We start from the raw sequence: 25975 nt of genomic DNA, 5'->3' as shown, positions 1-25975 counted from the left end.
ATACGGCCTCCCTTTTCTTTGTCTTTTTATTTTCCTTCGCATATTTACTTCTCGTATACATAAAGTTTTATGCGACATCTATTGTAATCTTGATGCAATGATTACACTACTTCTGCCCGATAACAAAATCCCACAACCGGTGAAAGGCATTGGCCTTATACAAGGTATTCAATAGAACTGCAACAATTGGTCCGATAATCAAACCGACAAATCCAAATAATTGCAAGCCAATAAAAATGGAAACCAAAGAAGCTAAAGGACTAATACCAATATTGGTAGAGACAATTTTTGGTTCTATGATTTGCCGTTGCACGAGAACAACAATGTAAAGAACTAATAAACCAATTCCCAACGAATAATTATTGACGATAAATTCATAAATAATCCATGGGACAAATACTAAACCGGTGCCAAGATACGGTAGCAAATCAATGATTCCGGTAATAAAAGCAATGGCAATAGCGTAATTAACACGTAAAATAACCAGACCGATTAAAACTGTGATGGCAGTGATTGAAATTAATGTTACTTGGGCACGAATAAAACCAAATAGTGCTTTTCTTAGGTCGATATAAACCTTCATACTACCTCGCCGAAACCGAATCGGAATAAATTTCCCTGCCATTCTTTTTAGCTTGTACCAATCTTTACTGATAAAGAAGGTGGCCAGCAATGTAAAAATGAGAACTGTTGCTGCGTTTGGAAACCATGAAATAAATGCAGGAATTTTTTTTAGCATCGATTGTAAAAAATTTCCGAGCGTAGAAGCAATGTTAGCCCCGATATCATTGATGTTTTGAATAATTGTTTCCTGCTGTCCCTCATTTAAATTATTGAACATACTTGTTAAATTATTAAAAAAGGGGGTGACTGTACCGGTAATCCAATTCTCTATATACTTAACGATATTATTTATATGATTCGGAAGCGTGTTGGACAAATATTCAGTTCCCGAAATCAATTGTGTGATCAATAATGTTAACAAACCGGCTAACGCACCGAAAATTAATATAAGAACAATTAAAACACTGATAGCCCTTGGTATTCTTCCTTTTACTTGCAAAAAATTGACCAACGGATTCATCATAAAGGCAATGCCCCAAGCAATGATGAAAGGATAGGTCAATGAAGATAGGAAGTAAATTGCAAGAATAAATGCGATGATGGCAGCCAGAATCAATAAGAAACGGATAGTGCGTTGAACATAAACGGAATTCAATAATAATGCCTCCTGCTCTATTAAAATTTTTGTATAGCATGCGTTTTTGGAAGAACCCTTGTACTAAAATATTCCGTTTTTTTCCTCTATATGAATAAATATCTTCATTATAAAAGACAATTTTTGAAAAGATGCAAAAAGACATTCTTCCATCACATATTTTAGCATTTTCCCATCGAATTTACATGCACCAAATCTTCAAACCTTATATTAACGAAAAAATAAAATTGTAAATATTTGAAATTTAATTTTTCCCTTTGAACTTTATTCACATTCGATACAAAAAATAGAAAAAATATGAATAAAACGGTAAATATAATCAATTTCCAGTTTAAGAAAAAACTAGTTCGTAAATGTTTTTGTGAAAAAATAAAAAAACATTCACATTTTGTTCATACCCCATTCACAAATTAATTTTTATCGGTTATAATTGGATTGAAAAACTGAAAACCATAAGAAAATTGGATTGATTTCTTAAAAAATATTTTTTTGTAAGCATTTTCTTTTTCAAATCTGGTCACCTTATAATAAAATAAAGGTATATCCTGTAACAATTATTCTCATTATAATTTTGATGTATACATAGAAAGGGTGAATTTAATCTCTAATTATTTTTACTAGGTTTTTAGGTGTTAACGAATGAAAGGGATAGGATTGTTTTAAATATAATTATTTGCTAGTATAGTACTAAAACGATAATTTTTAAAATTCAAATTAAGGGGGAAATTTTGATGACTGCTACAAAAGGGTTAGAAGGGGTAGTTGCCGCAACTTCATCAATTAGTTCAATTATTGATGATACATTGACATATGTTGGTTATGATATTGATGATTTAGCTGAAAATGCCACATTTGAAGAAGTAGTTTTTTTACTATGGCATCGGCGCCTGCCAAATGCCGTGGAGCTGGAAGATTTAAGAATTCAATTAGCCAATAATGCGGAAGTTCCAAGTCAAGTCATTGACCACTTGAAAGCATACCCAAGTGATAAAGTCCATCCAATGGCTGCACTTCGAACTGCTGTTTCTTATCTTGGGTTATTTGACGAGGAGGCAGATGTTCAAACAAGTGATGCCAACTATCGAAAAGCAATCCGCATCCAAGCAAAAATCCCTACAATCGTTACAGCATTTTCGAGAATTCGAAAAGGATTGGAACCGATCGCACCTCGTAAAGATCTCGGTTTAGCTGCGAATTTCTTATATATGCTATCCGGTAAAGAACCGGACAAAGTAGCTGTTGAAGCATTTGACAAAGCACTTGTTCTTCATGCGGATCATGAATTGAATGCTTCAACATTTACTGCCCGCGTTTGTGTGGCCACTTTGTCGGATATTTATTCGGGTATTACAGCAGCAATTGGCGCATTAAAAGGTCCTTTACATGGCGGTGCAAATGAACAAGTAATGAAAATGTTGACGGAAATTGGTTCTATAGAAAATGTTGAACCGTATATTCGAGAGAAACTTGCCAATAAGGAAAAAATCATGGGATTTGGTCATCGCGTATATCGGAATGGCGACCCACGTGCAAAACATTTAAGAGAAATGTCAGAGAAATTAACAAAACTAACCGGAAAATCAAAATGGTACGATATATCTGTAAAAATTGAACAAATTGTTACTAGTGAAAAGAATTTGCCCGCTAATGTTGATTTTTATTCTGCTTCTGTATATGACAGCTTAGGAATCGACCACGACTTGTTTACTTTAGTTTTTGCAACTAGTCGTACTTCCGGATGGCTTGCTCATATTCTCGAACAATATGAAAACAACCGGTTAATTCGTCCGCGTGCAGAATATATCGGACCTTCGAAACAAGTGTATATACCTTTGGAAAAACGTTAATAATCATTTATCCATTTTTTGATAATGGAGAATGAATCTCCTACTCTAACGGTAAGCCAAGAAACCCTGCCAGCCCAAATGGAAGAATGGTCGGAAAAGGTTAGCCAGATAAAGTCGTTTTGTTCAGCTGACAATTAGTGGGGATATTATTTTTTCCATTGATTGCAGCTTTACTTTATAAATAAAAAGATAAAAAGGTTAGGAGATGTTTACTTTCCTAGCCTTTCACCATGAAATTGGAGGGAACTAACATGACAAAAGGAGAAAAAATTACGGTTCAGAATGGGGTACTAAATGTACCGAACAATCCAATCATTCCATTCATTGAAGGAGACGGGACCGGTCCGGATATCTGGGCTGCTTCATCACGTGTTCTTGATGCAGCGGTGGAAAAAGCTTATGGCGGTCAAAGAAAAATTGTGTGGAAAGAAGTTTATGCCGGTGAAAAAGCTTTTAATAAAACCGGTGAATGGTTACCGGAAGAAACATTGGATGTCATTCGTGAAAATATAATTGCCATTAAAGGTCCGTTGACTACTCCGATTGGTGGAGGGATTCGCTCTTTAAACGTTGCGCTTCGTCAAGAGTTGGACCTATTTGTATGTTTACGTCCGGTTCGTTGGTTTGAAGGTGTTCCTTCACCGGTAAAACGTCCACAAGATACAGATATGGTTATTTTCCGCGAAAATACCGAAGACATTTATGCCGGTATTGAATATAAAGAAGGTACACCGGAAGTGAAAAAAGTAATTGAATTTTTACAAAATGAAATGGGTGTAAAGAAAATTCGCTTCCCGGAAACATCCGGAATTGGTATAAAACCTGTTTCAAAAGAAGGTACAGAGCGTTTAGTACGTGCTGCGATTAACTATGCCATAAGAGAAGGCCGCAAATCCGTTACTCTTGTTCACAAAGGTAATATTATGAAATTTACAGAAGGTGCGTTTAAAAACTGGGGTTATGAATTGGCGGAAAGAGAATTCGGTGATCAAGTATTTACTTGGGCTGAATACGACCGCATTAAAGAAACTGACGGTATAGAGGCTGCAAACAAAGCTCAAGCGGATGCAGAAGCGCAAGGGAAAATTATTGTCAAAGATGTCATTGCCGATATTTTCCTACAACAAATTTTAACTCGCCCGCGTGAATTTGATGTTGTTGCTACAATGAACCTAAACGGTGACTATATTTCTGATGCATTGGCTGCTCAGGTGGGTGGAATTGGTATTGCACCGGGGGCAAATATCAACTATGAAACCGGTCATGCGATTTTTGAAGCTACTCACGGAACTGCGCCGAAATACGCCGGATTGGATAAAGTTAATCCTTCTTCCGTCATCTTGTCCGGTGTGTTAATGCTGGAACATTTAGGCTGGAAAGAAGCAGCAAATTTGATTATTAAATCTATGGAAAAAACGATTGCCTCAAAGGTTGTTACATATGACTTTGCCAGACTGATGGACGGGGCTACTGAAGTGAAATGTTCAGAGTTTGGGACAAAATTAATTGAAAATATGGGTGAATAAACTGTTAACAAATTTTGCGGAAGTTTATAGGAGTGGGGACTCCTTTTCTTCTGCAAAACCGTTTTGTTATAAATAAGCATGGCGAACAAAGAGGAAGGGAGCTCCTTCTATCCTCTGAACAAAAGTATTTTTTATGAAGAACGATTTTTTTATGACTTGGTCGATGGGGAGTTTTATCACGATAAGTTTTTTGAATTTGTTTGGGAGAAAGATTTTGAAATCTTTAGTTCTAAACTAAATTTCATTCAAACTAAGGGGGATATTTAAAATGTCAAGACGTAAAATTTCTGTCATTGGGGCTGGATTCACCGGTGCAACCACTGCCCTATTTATCGCTCAAAAGGAACTGGGGGATGTCGTTCTTGTCGATATTCCGCAATTGCAAAATCCGACAAGAGGAAAAGCTTTAGACATGTTGGAAGCGAGTCCTGTACAAGGATTTGATGCCAATATTATCGGTACGTCCAATTATGAAGATACGAAGGATTCAGACATTGTTGTTATTACAGCGGGGATTGCCCGTAAACCGGGAATGAGCCGCGATGACCTTGTGCAAACAAATCAAAAGATTATGAAAACTGTTACCCATGAGGTTGTTAAATATTCTCCTAATTGTATCATCATTGTTTTGACAAACCCGGTGGATGCGATGACCTACACGGTTTATAAAGAGTCCGGACTTCCTAAAAGTCGGGTGATTGGTCAGTCCGGTGTATTGGATACCGCTCGCTTTCGGACATTTATCGCCCAAGAATTAAATATTTCTGTTAAAGATGTAACAGGTTTTGTTTTAGGCGGGCACGGTGATGATATGGTACCACTAGTACGTTACTCCTATGCTGGTGGAATTCCTTTAGAAAAACTGCTTCCAAAAGAACGTCTTGATGAAATTGTTGCCAGAACAAGAACCGGTGGCGGAGAAATTGTTAACTTGTTAGGAAATGGCAGTGCATACTACGCTCCTGCAGCCTCCCTTACGCAAATGGTGGAAGCTATTATAAAAGACCAACGTCGTATTCTTCCCGCTATTGCCTATTTAGAAGGTGAATATGGTTTCAATGGAATCTACTTAGGTGTTCCGACGATCCTCGGTGGCAATGGAATTGAAAAAGTCATTGAGCTTGAACTAACAGAAGAAGAAAAAATTGCATTAAACAAGTCAGCAGAATCAGTTAAAAATGTACTTGGTGTTTTAGTATGAAGTCCATCAATGGGGGTTTTACTGCCCCGTTAAGGTTGGATAAAAAGCAGTAACAACAGGCCTTTCCGTTTAGGAGGGCTTTTGTTATTTTAATTGACAGCCGGGAGAACATGAATATTCTATAAAAGGGTAAAAATCTTGAAAGACACAACTAGTACAGGTATATTTAAAACAACCGATAAATAAATAACTGTAATAAATACCAGTAGTGGAAGTTGGGGCTTCAATAATTGATGGAGGAGTTTAGTGGATGGATAAAAAAATACTAATTGTCGATGATGAAGAATCCATTGTTACGTTATTGGAATATAATTTACGCCAAGCAGGATTTGATGTGTTGACGGCATATGATGGTGAAGAGGGATTTCAAAGAGCTAAGACCGAATCCCCGAACTTAATTGTACTTGATTTAATGTTGCCAAAAATGGATGGTATGGAAGTATGTAAAGAGTTGCGGCGAGAACATATACATACCCCTATTCTTATGTTGACAGCAAAGGATGATGAAATCGATAAAGTTCTTGGTTTGGAATTAGGTGCCGATGATTATATGACAAAACCGTTCAGTCCAAGAGAAGTTGTTGCCCGGATTAAAGCAATTTTACGGAGAACAAATAATTTTCCTGAACAGTCAGAAAAGGAAGGGGATAGCATAAAAATTAATATCGGCAACCTTGAAATATTTCCGGACCGATATGAAGTATTTTTAAGCGGGGAATTGCTGGAGTTCACTCCGAAAGAATTTGAACTGCTCTTATATTTAACAAAGAATAAAGGACGTGTATTGACCCGTGATCAGTTATTAAATGCAGTTTGGAATTATGATTTTGCCGGTGATACAAGAATTGTTGATGTTCACATTAGTCATTTACGGGATAAAATTGAGGCAAACTCGAAAAAACCGCAGTATATTAAAACCATTCGTGGACTTGGCTATAAATTTGAGGAGCCAAAAGTATGAAAAAATTGCGCTATCGATTATTTCTTGCGCTAATTGTATTAGTTATTTCTGTATTTATCGGGTTAGGACTTTTGCTAGGTCAATTATTTAAAACCTATTATATCAACTCTTTCTTCGATGAATTTCAAAAAGAGGGGAATTTGATTATACAGCAAATAGAAGACCAAGGAGGGACTTCTACCCTTCAAACCGATCAAATTAAGAAAGCAAAAGAAATGATCAATGCCAATATAACCATTTTATCAACAGATGGTAAAGTGATTTATGATATTGGTGAAACTGCCGAAAAATATAAAGACCATCATGATGTACTTTCCGATATTGTCAAAGGTATCCAGACAAATAAAAACGGAAGGAAATATATTGGCAGTGGATTGGATATTTTTTATTGGTGGGATGTCATTGAAATCAATGGCAAGGTGGACGGTATATTAGTTATCACATCAGAGCTGGATGAACTAACGGTTGCTCATAAACAATTATGGCTATTGCTGTTTGTTATTCTTGGCTTGGCATTTATCGTCATTTTATTTATCGGATCAAAAATTACGACAAATTTTATAAAACCGGTTGAATCGGCCACCAAAACAGCTATTGAGTTGGCTAAAGGAAATTATCAAGCCCGGACATATGAATATACATATAATGAGTTCAGCAAGTTAAACTCTTCACTAAATATTTTAGCCAGAAACTTGCAAAGGATTACCAAGGAACAGGAAATGCAAAATGACCGGTTGCGTGCCGTCATTGAAAATATGGGAATACCACTTATATTAATTGATGACAAAGGTTGTATTATTTTAACCAATCAAATGTACAAAGAAATGTTTCGGGTTGAAGAAACCGAAATAATCGGAAAGACTTATTTGGAAGTTTTCGAACATGAAGATGTAAAACAAATTATTGAACATATTTTCATGACAGAGCAAAAAATCCGTAGACAAATTACGATTCCAATTCATATCCAGATGAAAAATCTTGAAGTGTACGGCGCACCAATTATTAGTTCAAATAATGAATGGAAAGGGATTGTCCTTGTTTTTCATGATATTACTGAGATCAAAAAATTAGAGAAAGTTAGAAAAGATTTTGTCGCAAACGTTTCTCATGAATTAAAAACACCGGTTACGTCAATTAAAGGATTTACCGAAACATTATTAGACGGGGCGCTTCATGATGAAAAGGCATTGGAGTCTTTTTTAAATATTATATTGAAAGAAAGCAATCGACTTCAATCTTTAGTATATGACCTGCTCGAATTATCGAAAATTGAACAAGAAGATTTAAAATTAAATATTAATCAAGTTGAAATGAACAAAATGATTCATGATATTGTTGATTCTTTGAGAAAACGTGCTGAAGATAAACAAATTGATATTCAAATATTTGAAGAACGACCTTTAACAGTTGAAGGGGATTCATTACGTTTGCAACAAATTTTCATCAATCTACTGTCAAATGCCATTGCATATACGTTGCCCTCGGGTAAAGTTGAAGTTCACATTCAAGATGATGATGAATTTGTTGTTATTTCCATCGCCGATACGGGAATTGGCATTGAAAAGGAGGAAATTCCGCGTATTTTTGAACGATTTTACCGGGTTGATAGGGCACGCAGCAGGAACTCCGGTGGTACTGGTCTAGGCCTGGCCATTGTCAAACATTCTGTGGAAGCACATCATGGCGAGATTCATGTGGAAAGTGAAGTTGGTAAAGGGTCAAGATTTATTGTGAAGTTATGGAAAATCATGCCAAAAGACATAAGATGACATGACCTAGTCATAATAGTTATAAACGATCAGGAAAAACAGTTTAATTTACAAACAATTAACAAAACCTCCATATAGAATTTAAATTGGCAGTATATATTGGTTATGAAAACCCCAACGTCCAAGAACTGGATGGATAGAGGGCTGTCCTATGGTATAATGTCTGTCATCTCGTAAACGGGAACAGAGCAGACAAAAGCCATGTATAGGACAGTCTTTTTTTATACGTTAAGAAAGTATAAATTTCCAGCAAAGAAGCAAATTCGACGTAGTGGGAAATTTTAAGTTTTAAGTATAAGTGCAACTACGGCTTTGCCATCGCCTAAAGACTCGGCAGTCGCCGAGTTTTCTTTATTTTCTGGCTGTGAAATCGCCGGACCAGAAAATTTACTGAAACCTATCTGTTAATTGATCCGTATATATTTGAAACAGTATCTAGAGAGGGAGATTATATGGTAAATCTGAAACAGATTTATACAGTTGCGGGGATTGTTATCGGGATTTTATTACTCGTACTAGTCGGATTCACATCTTGGTATACGGTTGATGAATCAGAGCAAGCGGTTATTTTAACATTCGGCAAGGCAGAGGATACAGTAACGGAGCCTGGTTTAAAGTTTAAATTCCCTTGGCCGATTCAAACGGTAGATAAGCTGTCCAAGGAAACATATAGTCTACAATTTGGCTATAAGGAAAAAGGCGGGAAGGTAGTTTCAGAGAATCAAAATGATACAAAAATGATTACCGGTGATGAAAATATCGTTTTGGCAGATCTTGTTGTTCAATGGAAAATCACAGACCCGATTAAATATTTGTACAATTCGGAAGCACCACAAGAAATCTTGTATGATGCGACAAGTGCATCGTTACGTAGTATTATCGGGAGTTCGAAAATTGATGATGCATTAACATCAGGCAGGGCGGATATTGAAGGGAATGTCCGAGAGATTTTATCAGATTTGGTCACGAAATATGATATAGGCATCACGATTTTGGCAGTAAAATTACAAGATGTAGAATTGCCAAATGATGAAGTCCGAGCGGCATTTACCAATGTAACTGACGCAAGAGAAACGATGAACACAAAAATTAATGAGGCACAAAAATATCGTAACCAAAAAATGAATGAGGCTGAGGGAGAAGTCGCTGCGATTATGTCAAGAGCACAGGGAGACAAAGCCGCACGTGTTGAAGCAGCAAGAGGGAGTGTATCCGTTTTCAACCGTTTGTATGAACAATATAAAAGTAGTCCGGATGTGACCCGTGAACGGTTAACAATTGAAACGATAGAACAAGTGCTTCCTAATGCACAAATTTATATTATGAATGATGATGGTGAAACATTGAAATATTTACCGATTGCTCCGCTAGAAAGAAAAGAGAATAACGCGAACGAGAGTCAAAGTTCAGGAACAAAACAGGAAGGAAGTGAAAAAAATAATGAGTAAAGGTAAAGTAATTGATATGGAGAAAAAAAGAACAGATATTCCATTTCGAAAATGGATTAAAACCGGTATCGTTATTTTAATCACTTTACTCCTGCTATTCTTGATATTTACCAATATTTTTATTGTAAAAGAAGGGGAGTATAAAATCGTTCGTCAGTTTGGAGAAATTAAACGAGTCATCAGTGATCCGGGCATTCATATAAAAGTACCGTTTATCCAGACCGTCACAACATTGCCGAAATATCAAATGACATTGGACGTCGAGCAGTCGGAAATTAATACGAAAGATAAGAAACGGATGATTATCGATAACTATGCGATTTGGAAAATTGAAGATCCTGAAAGCTTAATTATAAATGCACGAACGATGGAAAGTGCCGAAGCAAGAATGGAGGAGTTTGTCTATTCCGTTGTCCGTTCTGAACTTGGTCAGTTAAACTACGATGAAATTATAAATGATGAAAATTCATCTCGCGGAAGCCTGAATGACCGGGTAACTGAGCAAGTAAATGAACTTTTGAAGAAGGACCAATATGGGATAGTCGTATCCGATGTCCGTATTAAGCGCACCGATTTGCCTGCTGAAAACGAACAATCCGTTTATACCCGAATGATCAGTGAGCGGGAATCTACGGCTCAGGACTATTTATCTCAAGGGGATGCGGAAAAAAATAAAATTATGGCTGAAACCGATCGAGAATACCAAGAAATGATTTCCAAAGCGAAAGCAGATGCCGAGGTGATTCGGTCAGAAGGGGAAGGGGAAGCTGCACAAATTTATAATGAAGCTTTTTCGAAAGACCCGGAATTCTACCGTTTGTTTAGAACTTTGGAGTCGTATAAAAAGACAATTAATGACCAAACTGTCATTATTTTACCGTCCAACTCTCCATATGCGAGATTACTACAAGGATATGTCGAATAAGTAGACTTTCGTAAATTGATCATGCGGTCGTTTTCCTTTCCCTTCATTCCATGCTAGAATAAGGTAAGGAAAACGGCTATTTCTTTTATTCCGTACACTCGGTTTATCTATATTTGGCTTTTGGAACATATGATAAGAAGCCGGATACAATCTACAATATTAGCGAGTGTCAAAAGAAACGGGGGTTATATTTTGAATAAGAAAGTAGTTTTAATTGACGGAAATAGTGTCGCATACCGTGCGTTCTTCGCCTTGCCGCTATTGAATAATGATAAAGGTATACATACAAATGCTGTTTACGGATTTGCCATGATGCTGGAAAAAATTTTAAAGGAAGAAAAACCAACACATATATTAGTCGCTTTTGATGCAGGAAAAACGACTTTTCGACATGAAACTTATAGTGATTATAAAGGTGGTCGGCAAAAAACACCCCCTGAATTATCCGAACAATTTCCATATCTTCGTGAATTATTAAAAGCACACGGAATTGCTCAATACGAACTGGAAAATTATGAAGCCGATGATATTATCGGAACATTATCAAAACAAGCTGAAGAAAACAATTTTGAAGTACGAATCGTTTCCGGTGATAAAGACTTAACCCAGCTGGCTTCTGAAAAAACAACGGTCTTAGTTACCCGTAAAGGTGTTACCGATATTGAAAAATATACACCTGACCATATAAAAGAAAAGTATGGCTTAAGTCCGGAACAAATTATTGATATGAAAGGTTTGATGGGGGATGCAAGCGACAATATTCCCGGCGTTCCGGGTATTGGGGAAAAAACGGCTATCAAACTGTTAAAACAATATCATTCGGTTGAAAATTTATTAGAGTCGGTTGACCAAGTAAGCGGGAAAAAATTGCAAGAAAACTTATCGACTTACAAAGATCAGGCATTAATGAGTAAGCAATTAGCGACGATTTTTCGTGAAGCGCCGATTGATATCGGATTAGCTGACATTAATTATCAAGGCGCAAACACAGAAAAGCTTGTTTCACTATATAAAGAACTCGGCTTCCAATCTTTTCTTGAAAAAATGGATTCGTCTGTTCAGATTGAAGATCAGAAATTGGAAGAAGTCGAATTCGAATTTGTAAAAGAAATTACCGAGGAAATATTACAACAAAATAGTGCGCTATATGTGGAAATCATTGAAGATAATTACCATTATGCTCCAATCATCGGGCTGGGGCTGGTCAATGATACAGGAAATTACTATCTTCCGGTTGATGTCGTAAAATCTTCTTCGGTTTTTAAAGCATGGCTTGAAGATGAAAAAACGAAACTTGCCGTATATGATGCGAAACGAACGATTGTTTCATTACAAAAACTTGGTATGGACGTAAACGGAATTGACTTTGATTTACTAATTGCCTCTTACTTATTAAATCCGTCCGAGACAATCCAAGATTTTAGTGATGTCGCAAAAGCCCATCATTACAACCAAGTATTAGCTGATGATACAGTTTATGGGAAAGGGGCGAAACGGACATCATTGACGGATAAAGAACGGGCTGAAACCATCGTTCGAAAAGCCTTGGCCATTTACCATTTAAAAGATCGCTTGATTGATGAACTGAAGAAAAATGAACAATACGAGCTATTTATCGAACTAGAAATGCCGCTGTCGAGAATTTTAGCGGAAATGGAAAGCACCGGAGTAGCAGTTGATGTAAACCGTTTGAAAGAAATGGGAGAAGAAATTAAAAAACGGTTAAATGAGATTGAAGGAAAAATTCACCAATTGGCCGGTGAACCATTCAATATCAATTCCCCGAAACAACTCGGTGTCATTTTATTTGATAAACTAGGTTTACCGGTCATTAAAAAGACAAAAACCGGCTATTCAACGTCAGCGGATGTATTGGAAAAATTGCAAACGGAACATGAGATTGTTGATCAAATTTTAACATATCGCCAACTTGGTAAATTACAATCGACATATATTGAAGGCTTATTGAAAGTCGTTAATCCGGAAGACGGAAAAGTCCATACTCGTTTTAATCAAGCGTTAACCCAAACCGGGCGGCTCAGCTCCACCGATCCGAATTTACAAAATATCCCGATTCGTTTAGAAGAAGGACGAAAAATCAGGCAAGCATTTGTCCCATCGGAAAAAGGTTGGGTGATGTTTTCGGCGGATTACTCGCAAATTGAGTTACGGGTACTTGCTCATATTTCGGGAGATGAACGATTGATCGATGCCTTTAAACAAGGCCTTGATATTCATACAAAAACGGCAATGGATGTCTTTCATGTTGCTCATGATGAAGTGACAAGTAATATGCGAAGACAGGCAAAAGCAGTCAATTTCGGTATCGTTTACGGCATCAGTGATTATGGTTTGTCGCAAAACTTAGGGATTACAAGGAAAGAAGCCGGTCAATTTATTGAACGCTATTTTAAAAGTTATCCGCAAGTTAAACAGTATATGGAAGATATCGTCCAAGAAGCAAAACAAAATGGATATGTCACCACATTATTACACCGGAGACGTTATATTCCTGAAATCACGAGCCGGAATTTCAATGTGCGCAGTTTTGCCGAGCGGACAGCCATGAATACACCGATTCAAGGGAGTGCCGCTGATATCATTAAAAAAGCAATGATCGATATGGCCGAGAGATTAAAGACGGAAAAATTACAAGCACGCCTCCTTTTACAAGTTCATGATGAACTTATCTTTGAAGCGCCGGAAGATGAAGTGGATAAATTAAAGGAGATTGTTCCGGACGTTATGGAGCATGCGCTTGAACTTAAAGTGCCATTGAAAGTTGATTATGCTTACGGTCCGACATGGTTTGATGCGAAGTAAAACGAATGCCTTATACTAGAAAAAAGCCGGCCCATAGGAAAAAATGGGCTGGTTTTCCTTAGAAAATGGCTAATTTCTCTTCTAAACCTTCGTATTACTCCGCTGAATTTTGATTTTGCGCATTTCGTTTTAAACAATGAAAGGAAAGGAAAACTTATGCCGGAATTACCAGAAGTTGAAACAATCAAACGAACACTTGAGGCAATCGTCCTCGGGAAAACAATCAAGGATGTAAAAGTATTTTGGCCAAAGATAATAAAAAACCCGCCAGATGTTGAAGAATTTATCGTTTTATTAAAAGGGCAAACGATACAAACAATGGGAAGAAGGGGAAAGTTTCTCATATTTTACATGAATGATGTTGCACTTGTCTCTCACTTACGGATGGAAGGAAAATACGGACTCTACCCGAAAGAAGAACCTTTTGATAAACACACTCATGTCATTTTTTCATTTACCGATGGGACCGAATTGCGATATCGGGATGTTCGAAAGTTTGGAACGATGCATATTTTTCCAATCGGTGAAGAAATGAACCATTTACCGCTCAGTCAACTGGGACCGGAACCGTTTGCCAAAGAGTTTACAACAGCCTACTTTGCAAAATCACTAGCAAAAACGGCGAGAATGATTAAACCGGTTCTCCTTGATCAAACAATTGTTACAGGACTCGGCAATATTTATGTGGACGAAGCTTTGTACCGGGCCAAAATACATCCCGAACGGCTTGCTAATTCATTATCAAAATCTGAAGTTAAAAGATTGAGAGAGGCTATCATTGCCACTTTAGCAGATGCAGTCGAAAAAGGGGGAAGTACCATCCGTTCCTATGTGAATTCCCAAGGGCAGATAGGTATGTTCCAATTGGAGTTAAATGCCTATGCTCAGGAAGGGAAACCGTGCAAAAACTGTGGCACCCCTATTGAAAAAATAAAAGTCGGCGGGCGTGGTACTCATTTTTGCCCAAACTGCCAAAAAGTAAAAATATAAACCCATTTCCTATTGATGAACTTCCAATCATCAGGTTATTCGCCTAAGAACCACGAACATTGGACAAGCTCCTTTCATACGATAGGATAGCAATCGTTGAAAGGAGCTGTTCCATTTGGATCTATTCCCACTCTTATTACTCGCATTGGCTGTAAGTATTGATAGCTTCAATGTCGGATTTACCTATGGCATGAGAAAAGTGAAAATTCCGCTTCATGCCATTTTCATCATTGCTTGTTGTTCCGCTTTTTCCCTCTATTTCGCATCGATTATCGGTAGTCACTTTGGAAAAATCCTTACCCCGCATTTGACGGAAACCATTGGAGGAAGCATCTTTATCCTTTTAGGTGCTTGGGCATTATTGCAATTTTTTTGTACAGCGGATGACAAAACGGATTCAATTGAAAATGTTCATGAAAAAGTTTTGGTTAAGTTTGAACTGAAATCAATCGGTGCTGTTATTCAAATTTTGAAAAAGCCGATGACCGCTGATTTAGATAAGTCCGGTTCGATTAACGGATATGAAGCTGTCTTGTTAGGTACAGCTCTATCTCTCGATGCTTTAGGTGCCGGTTTTGGTGCATCAATGTTAGGTTTTTCACCAATTTTACTTGCCGCTTGTGTTGGGCTGATGAGTGCCATCTTTGCTACAACCGGCATTAAATTTGGTGCAACACTCGGTTCCAATCAATTATTTAAGCATTTTTCGTTTATTCCCGGTTTATTACTTATCTTAATTGGCATATGGAAAATCTAAATTGACGATTTGTCCAAAGTGAATTGTCGGAAAGTATGTTGAAACGTATCTAAATTGGTGATATGTCCAAAGTAGCGTTTCCGTAAAGCATGTTTAAACTTAACTTATTTGATATATGAAAAATTCAAATTTGATCCTAGTTGGTTCCCCTTGATAAAAATGGTAAAATGTCAGTAAATGAACTTTTTAGAATCGGAAATAAAGAGGGGATGAAGTTGTTATTGGTTATCGGGATTACCGGAAGCATCGCAACAGGAAAAAGTACGGTTTCAAAAATGATTAAGGAACTGGGCTTTACTGTTGTCGATGCTGATGTTGCAGCCAGGGTTGTAGTTGAACCGGGGGAGGAAGCTTATCAAAAAATAGTCGAGCATTTTGGTAAAGAAATCCTGCTGGCAAACGGAGAAATTGACCGCAAGAAATTAGGGGATCTTGTGTTTCAAAATGAAAAGAAACGACTGTTATTAAACTCTATCGTCCATCCGGCAGTACGAAAAAAAATGAATGAAGAAAAGGAATTAGCATTTCGTCGTGGCGAGAAGGTTGTTTTTCTTGACATTCCTTTGTTATATGAGAGCAATTTGACGTATATGGTTGATAAAGTACTGGTTGTTTATGTTGATCAACCGACACAACTGGAACGTTTAATGAACAGGAACCATTTGACAAAAGAAGAAGCGCTGGCAAGAATCACATCACAGCTTTCCATTGAACAAAAAAGGGAACGGGCGGATGCTGTTATTGATAACCGCGGAACAATTGAACAAACAAAAACTCAATTACTATCTGTCTTAAAAGATTGGAAAATATTATAAAGCGAGCTTTCTTGGTAGGAATCAAAGGCTTCCTGATGATTTAGGGGCAGTACTTACCGAGATAGCTTTTTTTGTGTTCTAGAGGTCCGTCTTGCGTACATTTTTCAGTTTTTCGTTGCTGGATTTGGCACCCGGAGTCTTTCCTCGCGACTATTTCATTTCATTTACTGCTGAAATGGGTCTCAAGAGCCGTTCTCGGATTCATTTCCCCTTTTTTCACCACATACGATGACAACGAGAGCCCGTATTCCCCGATCCCCAAACTTTTTTCGAAAAATGGCAATTAATATGTGAACTTTTCATAAAATATGTTATACTAATTACGATGATTATCTGAATTATGTATCATAAATAACAAGGGGGACCATCATGGTTAAAAAAGTAGCAATAAATGGTTTTGGAAGAATCGGACGCATGGTATTTCGCAGGGCAATATTGATGAACGATTTCGATATTGTCGCTGTTAATGCAAGTTATCCTCCAGAAACGCTTGCTCACTTATTAAAATACGATACAGTTCACGGGAGATTTCACGGGGAAGTGGAATTTGGGGAAAACAGCCTAGTAGTTAACGGCAAAGAGGTACTTTTAGTCAACCAAAGAGATCCTGAACAATTACCTTGGAAAGATTTAAATATTGATATTGTTATTGAAGCAACAGGTAAATTTAATTCTCGTGAAAAAGCCGGATTTCACTTGAAAGCAGGTGCAAAAAAAGTAATATTAACAGCACCGGGGAAAAATGAGGATGTGACAATTGTCGTTGGTGTAAATGACACCGTTTTAAATATTGACAAGCATGAAATAATTTCAAATGCATCCTGTACAACAAATTGCTTGGCGCCTGTTATTAAAGTTTTAGATGAGCAATTTGGTGTTGAAAACGGATTTATGACAACGGTACATGCCTATACGAATGATCAAAAAAATATTGATAATCCGCATAAAGATTTACGCCGAGCACGTGCATGCGGTCAATCTATTATTCCAACAACGACCGGAGCAGCGAAGGCAATTGGCAAAGTATTACCGCATTTAAATGGAAAATTACATGGCATAGCTTTACGTGTACCGACACCGAATGTTTCACTTGTTGACTTAGTAGTTGATTTGAAAAAAGAAGTGACAGCTGAAGAGGTGAACGATGCATTTGTCTATGCAAGTAAAAACGATTTGCGGGGTATTCTTGATATAACTTATGAACCATTAGTATCTGTTGACTTTAATACAGATTCCCACTCTTCCATTGTAGATGGACTCTCGACAATGGTTTTAGAAGGAAATAAGGTGAAAGTATTGGCATGGTATGACAATGAATGGGGTTATTCATGTCGCGTTGTCGATTTAGCAAAAATGGTCTCGAACCAAATGGCAAGAGAGATGGAACCAAGTTTCTAAATGGAATACCTAATCGTGGATAATATAGTTTGACTACGAGGAATCGTATTTTTTTCACATAACATACAAGCGGTGTAAAATTGTTTTAATTGAAAAATATGAAGGAGACCCAAGATTGTATTCTTGGGTTTTTCCTTTTGGCTAATAGGAAAGTATAAATTTTTCAATTTCTACTTTCCTAACGCATAAGTGCTCTTGCGGCTCTGCTCTCGCCGAGTTTTCTTTAGTAAATTTACCAAGAACGATTATTTTTTGATTGTCTATGTACATAGTTTCAAAATATAATCACATTTCCAAATTCCTTATGTATATAATGTTATGGATGCTTCATATATGAGGGTTTTTTTAAGATACCTAGAGCATTTATTGATTGATTAATATAGGAAAACCTTGTATACTGATAGGCGTGGAAAAATAACTACTTAAAGGGTTAGGGCCTCTCTGGACTAACTTCCCCCCGTGGTAGTTATGCAATTTTTGTCGTGTACACTCATTTACCTGTATGTACAGGAAAAAATCATTAAAGGGGGAACGTACGTATGAATACATTGGGTCGTCATGTTATTTCAGAATTATGGGGTTGTGACTATAACAAACTGAATGATATGGATTTTATTGAAAGATTATTTGTTGATGCTGCGTTGAAGTCCGGTGCTGAAGTTCGGGAGGTTGCCTTCCATAAATTTGCACCTCAAGGAGTCAGTGGGGTTGTCATCATTTCAGAATCCCATTTAACCATCCACAGTTTTCCTGAGCACGGTTATGCAAGTATTGATGTTTATACGTGCGGTAATTTGGATCCAACCATTGCCGCGGATTATATAGCGGAAAAATTGAATGCAACATCAAGAGAGACGATAGAGTTTCCCAGAGGAATGGGTCCTATCGAAGTGAAAAGTCCAAGTGTACAAAATGTCTAATTGAAAAAAATATTTCAAAAGATGATGTTGAGTATAAACATCATCTTTTTTTATAGATACAAAATGTAGTAAGATAAAACTATATAGATTTACGTTTGATGAGGACAACATAAAAAATTTTTGAAAAATGAATGAAAAGGATGTTTGAGAGAATGAGTAGAAAGCCATCAATTTTTCAACGATTCCAAAAAAAATGCGAAACGTCTGATGATCATTTTGACAAAGATTTAAAAAGCCATTATTATAAAAGTTCGTTTGATAAGGTATTAACAACGGTTGAAGATATGTTTAAAAAAGATCCGGCAATGAAAATCACCGCCGTTTCTAAGGACCGCGGGGAAATTTCTGTTTCAATGACAAGTAGGCCAAAAGCGTTTATTATTGTCACAGTTATTCAAGTTCGACCATTTCAAACCGCCGTTGATTTCATGGTATCTTCTGAAATTTTTTCGATATTTGGTCTTTACCCGACATTGAAGAAACTTGTCTTACGCTTTTATCAAGAATTGGACAAGCAGTTGCCAAAATCGGATATGAAATAGATAAAAATTATTTCACCAATAAATCTATAGCTAAAAATTAACGGAACGGACATCCTGAATTTTTTCGAACATAAGAACTGTGCTATGGAAGTTATTAACCATAAGACATGAAAAAAATCCCAAAATAAGGAAGAAAGAATAAGGAGGAATAAGAGGTGAAATGTCCAACGTGTAAATATAATGGGACAAGGGTTATTGATTCAAGACCTGTCGATGAAGGCAGGGCTATCCGCAGACGTCGTGAATGTGAAGAATGCGGCTACCGCTTCACAACCTTTGAAAGGGTTGAAGAATATCCATTAATCGTTATCAAAAAGGAAGGTACAAGAGAAGAATTCAGCCGGGATAAAATTTTGCGCGGATTACTTCGGGCATGTGAAAAACGTCCGGTCAGTTTAAATCAGCTTGAAATTATCACTGCTGAAGTGGAAAGGGAATTACGGAATCTCGGCGTTTCAGAAGTAAAAAGTGAAGTGATTGGTGAGATGGTTATGGATAAATTGGCAAAAATAGATGAAGTCGCTTATGTTCGATTTGCATCTGTCTATCGCCAATTTAAAGATATTAACGTATTTATTGAAGAATTGAAAGACCTTTTAAAAAAAGAGCATAAAGAATGACTCGAATGTTGAGATGGTCGTTAGACTCTCCGTTTAGAGTGGGATAAATACAAAAAAATAAAAGAAAGGTCGAGGTTGTTTTCATGGAACCACATTGGAAGGAACTGATACCGGGAGATCAATATATTGTTTGGATTGAGGGTCCGTTAAATGTGGATGATTCAAAGGTGCTAACCTTATTATATCAACCGCTTATCGGCCCGATATGTGTCAGTTTATACATGACATTATTGAACCAAATTGGGAAGAGTCGCCTACAATCTGAACCAGCTTCACACTATTATATTATGAATTTACTTGATTTAAACTTGGCCGAAATTTATAATGCAAGAAAAAAATTGGAGGCAATTGGCCTGTTGGAGTCGTTTGTAAAAAAAAATAACGATTCCCGTTCCTTCCTGTATATTTTAAAGCCTCCCTTATCACCACGCCAATTTTTCACGGACGGTTTATTGAACATCTACCTTTATCAAAAAATTGGTCATGATTACTATCAGCGTCTAAAACATGATTTTGCCGATGAAGCAATAAATACAGATGGTTTTGAAAAGATTACCCAACCATTCCAACAAGTATTTGGCTCAACCCATTCTTTCCCTTATGAAGCATTGAATGCAGAAGATGATGCAAAGGCTCTCCCCGGAAAAATGGAGGCCAAGCCGGTGACAGTAGCCCCCGACTTTTTTGACTTTGACTTGTTCATGGCAGGACTTGATGAAGCAGTTGTCCCAAAAACCGCCATTACGAAAAAGGTTAAAGAAGTAATTTTAAAATTAGCGTTTTTATATGGGATTGACGCCATTCAAATGAAAAATATAGTCATGGGCAGTTTAAATGTCGATAATGAGGTAGATATGGAAACTTTGCGGAAAAGGGCAAGAGATTGGTATAAAATTGAGCATTATAACTCTCTGCCAAAATTAATTGATCGTACCCAAAGTCCAATCTACGAGTCGGATACAGATGTACCGAAAACAAAGGAGGATCGCCTTGTTCGTTATTTAGAAACAGTGAGTCCGCGACAAGTCTTAACGGATTTATCGGATGGCTCTGAACCGGCGGAAAGTGATTTAAGGTTAATTGAGGAAATCATGATTAATCAAAAATTAAACTCCGGCGTTGTCAATGTCCTAATTCAATATTGCATGCTTAGAACCGACATGAAATTATCGAAAGCTTTTGTTGAAAAAATTGCATCGCACTGGGCACGGAAAAAAATTAAAACCGTTAAAGAAGCAATGGCACTGGCAAAAGATGAGCATCGTAAGTATATCGAATGGCAACAAAACAAAAAGAACAAACCAACATCGAAAAGAAAAGCAGTTCGTACGGAAAAAGTACCGGACTGGCTTGAAAACCGAAATGACGGTCAGGAAAAACAGAATGAAAAGGTTGATATCGAATTGAAAAAAAGTTTAGAAGAACGATTGAAAAAATATAGAAAATAGAAATGGTAAAATTAGAGAATTGACATGATGATAAACGATTTTACCGATATGTACTCCAGATAAAATGAGGAGGTGTGCTCCCGCTATGGAAAATATTAGAGAAACATTAAATCGGATAAGTAATCGGGATGATTTTCAAAAAAGATTTACGATGATACGGCAGGAAATTATGTCCCATCCTGATGTACGTGCTTTTCTTTTGGAACATCAAGATGAAATTTCGGGACCAATGATTGACCGCAGTCTTGGTAAATTATATGAATTTGTCTCGCAAAGTAGAGGGTGTAAGGAATGTCCTTCTTTGGAACAATGTAAAAATATCATTCCCGGCTATGAACCGGAACTTGTGCTAGTAAATAATGGGATCGATGTCCACTATGTGCCATGCCGCTTAAAACGGTTAGCCGATGAAAAAAAGAAAATGGAAAACAGAATTCAATGCCTCTACATGCCAAAAGATATCCTGCAAGCATCTTTAGGAAATGTCATTCTCGATACGGACAATCGTATGCAAGCAGTTGATAAGGTGGAACAATTTATCTCTAATTATGGAAGTGAACATTTCCAAAGAGGCTTTTATTTTTATGGGCCTTTTGGAACGGGGAAAACCTATTTACTCGGAGCTGTAGCGCACGAATTAGCCGGAATAGGAATTTCATCTATTATTGTTTATGTTCCTGAACTAATTCGAGAGATGAAGCAGGCAATTAGTGACCATACATTAAATGAAAAAATAGACATGCTGAAAAAAGCGCCGGTTCTTATGTTCGACGATATCGGAGCTGAAGCAGTTTCGAGCTGGGTAAGGGATGAAGTTCTCGGACCGATATTACAATTCCGTATGTTGGAAAGGTTGCCGACTTTTTTTACTTCAAACTTTAATTTAAATGAGTTAGAACATCATTTAACCTACTCACAACGCGGGGAAGAGGAAAAACTTAAAGCTGCAAGGATCATTGAACGGATCAAATTTTTGGCCGAGCCGGTTCCCATTGATGGACCGAATAAAAGAAAGTAGACGAGACCTTTAACAGCTTACAAAAAATAATTAATAAGGATACTCAAAACATCTAAAAAACTTATAAGAAAAGGTACAACAGGAACCTCGCTAATTCATGTAGCGAGGTTCAGTTCTAAAGTAACCAAGCCCCCCATATATATGAAACAGGAATGCCTCACAGGGGGGACGGAGATGTTTTCAATTCAATTTAATAATAAAGAGGATTTAAATTTTTTTTATCAATCATTTTTAAAAAACAAATCGGAACATATCCAAATTGAAAGGAAATCCTTACAACTGGATTTCATTTTTCCGGGTATGAAGAAAGGAGATTTTTTAACTGACATATATAAACACTTAAAAAAATTTATTATGGAAAAAAAACGGATGGAGTGGTGTCAGGAAATACTTGAAAATGATTTTTTCTATACCGATACGGATGAACAAATTCAAATTATTGAAATGGTCTACTCGATCATGGAAGGAAAAAGAAAAGATCTGCCATTCGAGATCGATCATGCTTCTTTAGAGGAACAGCTTGATCAAGCTTTACTGGAAGTGATTCGTTCAAGCCACATCCTGTCCATCGATGCCTTGATAACTTTCCGACTTCGCTTTTATATTGAAAAACTTTCATCTTATCTCGAAATTGCCATTGACGAGTACAAAATGGAACAGGATTATCAGTCCTTTATTTTCTATTTGCGTAATTTTTTGGCTGAGCGGTCAGCACAAATGAAATGTATCTATTTGGTGAATGAGGACGGATTTCAATTTTATGATGAACATAAAAACAAAATCAAACGTTCGGATTTAGATAAACGAATAGATCGAAAATTATTGTCTGAGCATCCCGTTTATGTTGATTCAGTCACCATTGCTCCGCTAATTTCAATTGCTCCTGAAATCATCTATTTATATACGGATCAGCCGGAAAACGGGATTATTCAAACGCTAAAAAACATTTTTGAAGAAAAATTAATTATTTTATCTTTGCAGGCTTTTTCTTATGACCAAAGAGAAAAATAATCACGTGCATTTATTCAGCGGATATATACTTTACCACGAAAAAATCATTTCCATTCACTCTGGGGTAGTCTGACGCCATTTGGGGGACTATAAAGAAAAATGATCACTTGCATTTTTAGTTTAAAAAACTTATAATACCTACATACTAGTTAAGAGGTATTTTTCTCAAAACGTTGACTGAGTCGACTTGTTATAAAGCAATTTTACTGAGAAAAAATTGACGTTGGGAGCACATCTCAGTTTCTTTTTAAACAATAATTAAATGGATAGAAAAAAGTGATGCAAAGGACAAGGGTCTGTTGTTACGGTTTATAGAGAGGGAAGGACGGTGGAAACTTCCTAACACGAATAATGGACTTACCCCCTTTAAACTTCAACTGTGAAAGATTTTCAAGTAATGGTTGACGGAACCGACCGTTATCGGCTTCTTGAGTCGCAATGGTTTTTTAAACTTTGCGAGAATCAGGGTGGAACCACGGGTATTTAAAACTCGTCCCTACTTTTAGGGGCGGGTTTTTTATTTTTCATTAAAAAAGTATAATTTCCAGCTGGGATTCTCATTCGACATAGTTGGAAATACACCTTTCTTTAGAAGTGAGTGATCGACAAAGGAGTCCCGAGTCGTTCCTCATCTAAACTAGGTAAAATTTCAAATACTTGAGGAGGCAGTAATCATGTCAGAAAGGATTCAAATTACATTTCCGGATGGAGCAGTGAAGGAGTTTTCAAAAGGTGTAACAATGGAGGAAATTGCTGCATCGATTAGTCCGGGATTGAAGAAAAAAGCCTATGCGGGAAAATTAAACGGATCATTAATCGATTTGCGTACACCGATTGAGGAAAGCGGCGAAATCCAAATTTTAACTGATAAGGATCCGGAAAGTCTGGAAATTTTGCGCCATAGTACGGCACACTTGATGGCTCAAGCAATTAAACGGTTATATAAGAACGTCAAGCTTGGTATTGGCCCGGTCATTGAAAACGGCTTTTACTATGATATTGATTTAGAGGAATCCATCACCCCGGAAGACCTTCCTAAAATTGAAAAAGAAATGAAAAAAATCGTCAATGAAAATCTTGAAATTGTCCGGAAAGTTGTCAGCCGGGAAGAAGCGATTCAAATGTATAAAGAAATTGGCGATGAATATAAGTTGGAACTGATTGAGGCCATTCCTGAAAATGAAACAGTAACTATCTATGAACAAGGTGAATTTTTCGATCTTTGCCGTGGTGTTCATGTTCCGTCGACAGGAAAAATTAAGGAATTCAAGTTGCTTAGCATTGCCGGTGCCTATTGGCGTGGGGACAGCGACAATAAAATGTTGCAACGGATTTACGGAACTGCCTTTTTTACCAAAGCGGAATTGGATGCCCACTTGAAAATGTTGGAAGAAGCAAAAGAACGCGATCACCGGAAACTTGGAAAAGAATTAGGTATTTTTGCGATCAATCAACTCGTTGGCCAAGGGCTGCCATTATGGTTACCTAAAGGGGCAACGGTTCGCCGTACAATTGAACGGTATATTGTTGATAAAGAAATCAGTCTTGGCTACGACCATGTGTATACACCGGTTCTTGCCAATGTCGATTTATATAAAACAAGTGGTCACTGGGATCATTATCATGATGATATGTACCCGCCTATGGATATGGGTGACGGTGAAGAATTAGTACTCCGGCCGATGAACTGCCCGCACCATATGATGATTTATAAAAACAGCAAGCATTCCTATCGAGAACTACCAATTCGGATTGCCGAACTTGGGACGATGCATCGTTTTGAAATGAGCGGGGCATTATCCGGACTGCAACGGGTTCGCGGTATGACATTAAATGATGCCCATATTTTCGTTCGTCCGGACCAAATTAAGGACGAGTTCAAACGGGTTGTTACGTTGATTATGGAAGTATATAAAGACTTCAATATTACCGACTTCTCTTTCCGTTTATCCTACCGTGATCCGGAAGATACGAAAAAGTATTTTGATGATGATGAAATGTGGGAAAAAGCACAGAGCATGTTGAAATCAGCAATGGATGATCTAGGTCTTGATTATTTCGAGGCAGAAGGTGAAGCAGCATTCTATGGTCCGAAACTTGATGTCCAAGTGAAAACGGCGATTGGGAAAGAAGAAACTTTGTCAACCATCCAATTAGACTTTTTATTACCGGAACGCTTTGATTTAACTTATGTCGGAGAAGACGGGAAACCGCATCGTCCGGTCGTTATCCATCGCGGTGTTGTTTCAACGATGGAACGGTTTGTCGCTTATTTACTTGAAGAATACAAAGGGGCATTTCCAACATGGCTGGCACCGGTTCAAGTCCAAGTGATTCCGGTATCCCCTGAAATCCATTTTGACTATGCAAAAACCGTTCAAGAAGAGTTGAAAAAGGCCGGTATACGTGTTGAATTGGATGCCCGCAATGAAAAAATGGGTTATAAAATTCGTGAAGCACAAGTTCAAAAAATCCCATACATGCTTGTTGTCGGGGATAAAGAAATGGAAGAAAAAGCCGTCAACGTCCGAAAATACGGAGAACAAAAATCGGAAACAATGGCATTTGATACGTTCTTAGCGCAAATTAAGCAAGAGGCAAGGAAATAGACGCATATTGTTGGACACTGTTGGACACCAGCTCCTTGAGAGTTGGTGTTTTTATCAAACGAACGCATATTTTGTCTGGTGAATTATTTAACAATTTCCCACATTTCGCTCTTATTCCCTACTTTTTT

General features: G+C 37.3%; 20 protein-coding genes and 1 other annotated feature. Of the genes, 19 read left to right on the top strand and 1 reads right to left on the bottom strand.

The window, feature by feature from the left end; translation table 11 throughout:
* Positions 1–106 precede the first annotated feature (106 nt).
* Positions 107–1219 (bottom strand): sporulation integral membrane protein YtvI, encoded by a 1113-nt coding sequence (ytvI, locus tag BT1A1_RS12050; RefSeq protein ID WP_034771652.1) that lies wholly within the window; start codon positions 1217–1219, stop codon positions 107–109.
* A gap of 731 nt (positions 1220–1950) precedes the next feature.
* On the opposite strand from ytvI, the gene citZ reads away from it, so the two are divergent.
* The 19 genes from citZ (at position 1951) to thrS (ending at position 25847) form a co-directional block, all read left to right on the top strand.
* Positions 1951–3066, top strand: a complete 1116-nt coding sequence (citZ, locus tag BT1A1_RS12045) for a citrate synthase (RefSeq protein WP_034771650.1) — start codon at positions 1951–1953, stop codon at positions 3064–3066.
* A 251-nt stretch (positions 3067–3317) separates the two neighbouring features.
* Complete coding sequence (gene icd, locus BT1A1_RS12040) at positions 3318–4592, top strand: NADP-dependent isocitrate dehydrogenase (RefSeq protein ID WP_034771649.1); 1275 nt, start codon at positions 3318–3320, stop codon at positions 4590–4592.
* A gap of 268 nt (positions 4593–4860) precedes the next feature.
* Positions 4861–5793: a malate dehydrogenase gene (mdh, locus tag BT1A1_RS12035; RefSeq protein ID WP_034771648.1), complete on the top strand. Its 933-nt coding sequence runs from the start codon at positions 4861–4863 to the stop codon at positions 5791–5793.
* A gap of 250 nt (positions 5794–6043) precedes the next feature.
* Positions 6044–6754 (top strand): response regulator transcription factor, encoded by a 711-nt coding sequence (locus BT1A1_RS12030; RefSeq protein WP_034771647.1) that lies wholly within the window; start codon positions 6044–6046, stop codon positions 6752–6754.
* The gene (pnpS, locus tag BT1A1_RS12025) at positions 6751–8523 is read left to right on the top strand and encodes a two-component system histidine kinase PnpS (RefSeq protein ID WP_034771645.1); all 1773 of its coding nucleotides are present in this window, start codon (positions 6751–6753) and stop codon (positions 8521–8523) included. The genes BT1A1_RS12030 and pnpS overlap by 4 nt, the downstream gene beginning before the upstream one ends.
* A 452-nt stretch (positions 8524–8975) precedes the next feature.
* Positions 8976–9971, top strand: coding sequence for an FtsH protease activity modulator HflK (gene hflK / locus BT1A1_RS12020; protein ID WP_034771643.1), 996 nt, complete (start codon positions 8976–8978; stop codon positions 9969–9971).
* Positions 9964–10896 carry a protease modulator HflC gene (gene hflC, locus BT1A1_RS12015; protein WP_034771642.1) on the top strand — a complete coding sequence of 311 codons (933 nt, stop codon included), beginning with the start codon at positions 9964–9966 and terminating at the stop codon, positions 10894–10896. Before hflK ends, hflC begins: the two co-directional genes overlap by 8 nt.
* A 192-nt stretch (positions 10897–11088) precedes the next feature.
* Positions 11089–13719: a DNA polymerase I gene (polA, locus tag BT1A1_RS12010; protein WP_034771641.1), complete on the top strand. Its 2631-nt coding sequence runs from the start codon at positions 11089–11091 to the stop codon at positions 13717–13719.
* Positions 13720–13875: 156 nt separating this feature from the next.
* Positions 13876–14709: a DNA-formamidopyrimidine glycosylase gene (mutM, locus tag BT1A1_RS12005; protein WP_034771640.1), complete on the top strand. Its 834-nt coding sequence runs from the start codon at positions 13876–13878 to the stop codon at positions 14707–14709.
* Between the two features lie 115 nt (positions 14710–14824).
* Complete coding sequence (gene ytaF / locus BT1A1_RS12000; protein WP_034771639.1) at positions 14825–15466, top strand: sporulation membrane protein YtaF; 642 nt, start codon at positions 14825–14827, stop codon at positions 15464–15466.
* A gap of 215 nt (positions 15467–15681) precedes the next feature.
* Positions 15682–16281: a dephospho-CoA kinase gene (gene coaE, locus BT1A1_RS11995; protein ID WP_034771638.1), complete on the top strand. Its 600-nt coding sequence runs from the start codon at positions 15682–15684 to the stop codon at positions 16279–16281.
* A gap of 369 nt (positions 16282–16650) precedes the next feature.
* Positions 16651–17679: a glyceraldehyde-3-phosphate dehydrogenase gene (locus tag BT1A1_RS11990; protein ID WP_034771637.1), complete on the top strand. Its 1029-nt coding sequence runs from the start codon at positions 16651–16653 to the stop codon at positions 17677–17679.
* 539 nt (positions 17680–18218) lie between these two features.
* Positions 18219–18599, top strand: a complete 381-nt coding sequence (gene speD / locus BT1A1_RS11985; RefSeq protein WP_034771636.1) for an adenosylmethionine decarboxylase — start codon at positions 18219–18221, stop codon at positions 18597–18599.
* Positions 18600–18751: 152 nt separating this feature from the next.
* Positions 18752–19141, top strand: a complete 390-nt coding sequence (locus tag BT1A1_RS11980) for a hypothetical protein (protein WP_051989123.1) — start codon at positions 18752–18754, stop codon at positions 19139–19141.
* Positions 19142–19296: 155 nt separating this feature from the next.
* Entirely contained in the window at positions 19297–19761 is a 465-nt protein-coding gene (nrdR, locus tag BT1A1_RS11975; RefSeq protein ID WP_034771635.1) for a transcriptional regulator NrdR, read from the top strand.
* Between the two features lie 83 nt (positions 19762–19844).
* Entirely contained in the window at positions 19845–21209 is a 1365-nt protein-coding gene (locus tag BT1A1_RS11970; RefSeq protein WP_034771634.1) for a replication initiation and membrane attachment family protein, read from the top strand.
* Positions 21210–21294: 85 nt separating this feature from the next.
* Positions 21295–22227 (top strand): primosomal protein DnaI, encoded by a 933-nt coding sequence (gene dnaI, locus BT1A1_RS11965; protein ID WP_034771633.1) that lies wholly within the window; start codon positions 21295–21297, stop codon positions 22225–22227.
* A gap of 174 nt (positions 22228–22401) precedes the next feature.
* Complete coding sequence (ytxC, locus tag BT1A1_RS11960) at positions 22402–23238, top strand: sporulation protein YtxC (protein ID WP_051989122.1); 837 nt, start codon at positions 22402–22404, stop codon at positions 23236–23238.
* 270 nt (positions 23239–23508) lie between these two features.
* Positions 23509–23739, top strand: a binding site (T-box leader).
* A gap of 173 nt (positions 23740–23912) precedes the next feature.
* Positions 23913–25847: a threonine--tRNA ligase gene (gene thrS / locus BT1A1_RS11955; protein ID WP_034771632.1), complete on the top strand. Its 1935-nt coding sequence runs from the start codon at positions 23913–23915 to the stop codon at positions 25845–25847.
* The last annotated feature ends 128 nt before the right edge of the window (positions 25848–25975 follow it).

The organism is Caldibacillus thermoamylovorans (assembly GCF_000751775.1).
Lineage (GTDB): Bacteria > Bacillota > Bacilli > Bacillales > Caldibacillaceae > Caldifermentibacillus > Caldifermentibacillus hisashii.
Note: the sequence above shows the minus strand (reverse complement) of the source record. Positions and strands in the feature narration are given on the sequence as shown.